Raw genomic sequence first — 4335 nt, forward strand, 5'->3', positions numbered from 1 at the left:
ACCTAGTTAGAGGGTTGGTGAATATAAGTTAAGGATTTAACGAAATTTCTTTAGTCTTGTGATAGTAGGGGCACAGTACGGATGAAACCATGATAATAAGTGGTGGACGGATAGCCCCAAGTCAATAATTTTAAAATTGTTTTAATTTAGAATTAATAGATGAATGGTCGTAAACCAAGAAAATAAAGTTTCCTAATTCTTAGGAAGAGGGAGGCGTACAATCTATGAGTTTAATGGACTGCATAATTGAAGAATCGAATATTTATCGAGCAATTCATGCGCTGAAAAGCAATAAGGGAAGTAAAACTCCAGGAGTGAATGGCGAAACCATAAGCGATATATTAAAAATTGAAGATGAAATAGTAAAACGAATTAAATATGATTTAAAGGGCAGATATACGCCAGGAATGGTTAAAAGAGTAGAGATTCCAAAAGGAGATGGAGAGTTTAGACCACTAGGAATACCTAATATCTATGATAGACTAGTACAGCTATGTTTTAAACAAATTTTAGAACCAATAGTTGAAAAGAGTTTCCATAAAAATTCCTTTGGATTCAGACCACAACGTAGTACAGAACATGCTATAGCAACTTGTTATCACATGATAAATATAGCAAAATTACATTTTGTTGTAGATATTGATATAAAAGGTTTCTTTGATAATATAAATCATAAAAAGTTGATAAAACAACTTCAGCGATTTAAATCTATCGACAAGAAAACCTTGTCAATAATAAAACGTATGTTGAAAGTAGAAACTATACTACAAAACAAAGATATTATTCAATCTGAGAAAGGAACTCCCCAAGGAGGAATACTTTCACCACTCTTAGCTAATATAGTTTTAAATGAACTTGACTGGTGTATACATAAACAATGGTTAGGATTAAAAACCAAAAAAGATTATTCCACTCTTGGAAGTAAAGAGAGAGCTCTCAGAGATACAAACTTAACAGAAGTTAGAATTGTTAGATACGCAGATGACTTTAAACTCTTTTGTAGAGATCGAGGTTCTACGGAAAAGATCTTCAAACTTGTTAAAATATTCTTGAAAGATAGATTGAAACTAGAAGTTTCAGAAAAGAAATCAAAAATAGTGAATCTAAGAAAAGAGTTTAGTATCTTTTTAGGAATAAAATTCAAAGCTGTTAAGAATAGAAACAGATTAACTGTGAGGTCATATATATCTGACAAAGCAAGAAAAGCTATCCTAACCTTAATCAGACAAGAGATAAAAGAGCTCCAAAGAAGACGAACTGCCACCCAAGTCTTAAAATTTAATTCAATAATACTAGGAATTCAAAATTATTATCGCATGGCAACAATGGTAAATATAGATTTTAGAAAAATTGGCTATATAGTTAATAAATCCTTAATGAACAGATTAGGGAAACCATCTGGGAAAAAGGATAAAAAATACAAACTCCGCTATAAAGGGTATAACTTTCAAGTGTGGAACGTAGCAGAAACTACAATCTTCACGCCACAAGCTATAAAGTTTAAAATACCTAAACTATTTTCAGCGAAAAAGTTTGTTAGGAATGTTGAAAAACAAATTGAGATAATTGGAATCGAAGACCCTCAAATAAGAGCTGTTTTGAGACTCCAAAGAAACTCAACTTGTGAAGTAACAGGAAAATATATCGCAGGAAATGACAACTTTTATGTTCATAGGCTAGTTCCAAAAGAACATGGAGGAAGTGATGACCTTGAAAATTTAATGTTACTAGATTCTTCATTCAAAACCTTACTAGAAAGTGAAAATAGAGAGGATTACTATAAAGACAATGAGAATTATGCAAGAATATTAAAAACACTTTCTAAATATAAATAAAATTTAAAATTATGATGGAACGCCGTGTGCGGTGAAAGTCGCATGCACGGTGTGGAGCAGGGGAAAAGGTAGAGATAATTTCAAAACCTTACCTATTGCTATAAACTATTTGGCGAAAATTGTATTGTTAATAAACCTCCTTCTACAGGAGGAGAAGATTTTTCTGAATTTTCTAATATTATACCAGGTGTTATGGTTAATTTAGGAGTTAAAAATACAAATACAAATTATCCACATCATCATGAATTATTTGATGTAGATGAAGATGCACTAGAAACTGGAGTAGCACTTTATTCTCAATTTGCTCTGGATTTTTTAAATATTTAACTTGAAATAAAAGCAATTTTTTTATATAATGTTAGAATAGGTCTTATTTGACCTAAATTTATTTTAATGGAGATATAATAAATATGACGAATTTACCAAATTGCCCTAAGTGCAACTCTGAATATACATATGAAGACGGAATCTTATTAGTTTGTCCTGAATGCTCTTATGAGTGGACTTTAGAAGAATCAGATGAAAATGAAGATGGAAAAGTAATTAAAGATTCAAATGGAAACATTTTACAAGATGGTGACAGTGTTACTGTAATTAAAGATTTAAAAGTCAAAGGAAGTTCTTTAGTTGTTAAAATTGGAACTAAAGTAAAAAATATTAGATTAGTTGATGGAGATCATGATATCGATTGTAAAATTGATGGTATCGGTTCTATGAAACTAAAATCAGAATTTGTAAAAAAAATATAATTTCAGGAAAGAGCACCTATTTACATAGATGCTCTTTTTTAATCCTTATCTCTTTCTAAAATAAATTGATCATTATTAACAAATTTCAAAATCCACCCTTGCGAAGCATATTTATTTAGATCTGCTTCTAATCCATCATTGTTATAATTTATTAATACTAAATACTCTTTCATAACACTCTCCTTTCAATAAAAATATTAAATATAGTATAATATATTTAAATGATTTTATATAGTTAATTCTCAAATAAAACATGTTCTAAAATTAATGAATATTCACATAGTATATATATTGTTTTTCTTGAATATAATCAAAATATATGATATATATGTAACATAATGAAAATGGAGGCTATTATGAAAAATAAAATTAAAGTTGTTGGTGCTATTTTAGAAAATTATAACGGAGAGATTTTATGTACTCTAAGAAATAAAGACTCTATTTTTGGAAATTTATGGGAATTTCCAGGGGGAAAAATTGAGAATAATGAAACTCCACAACAATCACTTAAAAGAGAAATTTTAGAAGAATTAAATATTAAAATTGGATCTAGTATATCTTATATGAAAGTAGAAAAAGAATATGATGACTTTATAATAGAACTAGAATGTTTTAAATGTGAAATATTAAATGATCTAGACATTATTTCAATGGTACACGATAAAGTTATTTGGTTAAAAAGAGAAAACCTATTATCTCTAAATTGGATACCAACAGATATTTCTATTGTTGAGAAATTATCAGAAGAAAATGTATATAATAAATAATTTTCTTTACATTTCAAATCAAACAGTATATAATAAGAACATAGTGTATATAAGTTTTAAAGTTTTAATTAGTCAGTTCGGTATATTATAGAGTTAAATTATTCTAACATACCTTCTTAATTTAAACATATTTAAAATTTGTAGACTCTTTACAAATTAAAATAACGGAGGTATCTATATGAAAGGTACAGTAAAATGGTTTAACGAAGAAAAAGGATTCGGATTTATTACTGCTGAGGATGGGAAAGATGTATTTGCTCACTTCTCTCAAATCAAAGCTGATGGTTTCAAAAAGTTAACTGAAGGAGAAGAAGTTACTTTTGATATCGTTCAAGGTGATAAAGGACCTCAAGCTGCTAACATCGTTTCGGCTAGATAATTACTACAATAAATCAACCAGAGTTTAAAACTCTGGTTTTTTTATTTTTTGTATTCTCTTAATATTTTAAGAAGATAATTTTTCCCAAAATAGGTTAATTAAAACATTTTTTTATCATAATATATATAAAAATACACATTGATATTATTTTTTTGTATTTATTTTCAAATTCTATGCTATAATTATATTATATTAATTTGTCTTTAAATAAAAAATAATTGGAGGTTCCCATGCATCAAAATGACATAAAAATACAAAATAAAAACAAAATTTTATATTTGTTATACAAAAACAAAAAAGCATCTAAAAAAGAATTATCCCAAATGCTTGAATTATCTCCAGGAGTTCTTACAAAATTATCTACAGAATTAATAAATGAAAAAAAAATAGTTGAATTAGAAAAAAAAGAAGAAAATAGAAGAGGTCCTAAAGAAGTATTTCTAGGTATTAATAAAGAATATAAAGATATTGTTGGTGTTGTTATTAATCAATTAACTACAGATGTTGTATATATGGATTCTATGTTAAATATAATTGATCAAACAACTTTTAGAACTGATAACAATCCTACCATAACATTAATGAAAATAAAAAAAGAACTAAAT

Annotated in this window: 6 protein-coding genes and 1 pseudogene; 6 read left to right on the forward strand and 1 reads right to left on the reverse strand. The window is 27.5% G+C overall.

Features of this window, described 5'->3' with window-relative positions:
* Positions 1–224: 224 nt before the first annotated feature.
* The 3 genes and pseudogenes from ltrA to Q0V09_RS08295 all read left to right on the forward strand — a co-directional run bounded on the left by ltrA (position 225) and on the right by Q0V09_RS08295 (position 2584).
* Entirely contained in the window at positions 225–1835 is a 1611-nt protein-coding gene (gene ltrA, locus Q0V09_RS08285) for a group II intron reverse transcriptase/maturase (protein WP_297488421.1), read from the forward strand.
* A gap of 114 nt (positions 1836–1949) precedes the next feature.
* A pseudogene (locus tag Q0V09_RS08290) lies at positions 1950–2162 on the forward strand (M20/M25/M40 family metallo-hydrolase); the annotation flags it as partial.
* Positions 2163–2245: 83 nt separating this feature from the next.
* Positions 2246–2584, forward strand: coding sequence for a zinc ribbon domain-containing protein YjdM (locus Q0V09_RS08295; protein WP_297407872.1), 339 nt, complete (start codon positions 2246–2248; stop codon positions 2582–2584).
* 38 nt (positions 2585–2622) lie between these two features.
* Here the strand turns inward: Q0V09_RS08295 and Q0V09_RS08300 are convergent, their stop codons facing one another.
* On the reverse strand, positions 2623–2757 hold the full coding sequence (locus Q0V09_RS08300; RefSeq protein ID WP_297407871.1) for a hypothetical protein: 135 nt from the start codon (positions 2755–2757) through the stop codon (positions 2623–2625).
* Positions 2758–2940: 183 nt separating this feature from the next.
* On the opposite strand from Q0V09_RS08300, the gene Q0V09_RS08305 reads away from it, so the two are divergent.
* The 3 genes from Q0V09_RS08305 to Q0V09_RS08315 form a co-directional block, all read left to right on the forward strand.
* Positions 2941–3351 carry a (deoxy)nucleoside triphosphate pyrophosphohydrolase gene (locus Q0V09_RS08305; protein ID WP_297407869.1) on the forward strand — a complete coding sequence of 137 codons (411 nt, stop codon included), beginning with the start codon at positions 2941–2943 and terminating at the stop codon, positions 3349–3351.
* 178 nt (positions 3352–3529) lie between these two features.
* Positions 3530–3730, forward strand: coding sequence for a cold-shock protein (locus Q0V09_RS08310; RefSeq protein ID WP_297407867.1), 201 nt, complete (start codon positions 3530–3532; stop codon positions 3728–3730).
* A 230-nt stretch (positions 3731–3960) separates the two neighbouring features.
* Positions 3961–4335, forward strand: a 375-nt coding sequence (locus Q0V09_RS08315) for a helix-turn-helix domain-containing protein (protein ID WP_297488423.1), incomplete at its 3' end; no start/stop codon positions are given.

Origin of the sequence: uncultured Cetobacterium sp. (genome assembly GCF_947039425.1) — a bacterium.
Classification (GTDB): Bacteria; Fusobacteriota; Fusobacteriia; order Fusobacteriales; family Fusobacteriaceae; genus Cetobacterium_A.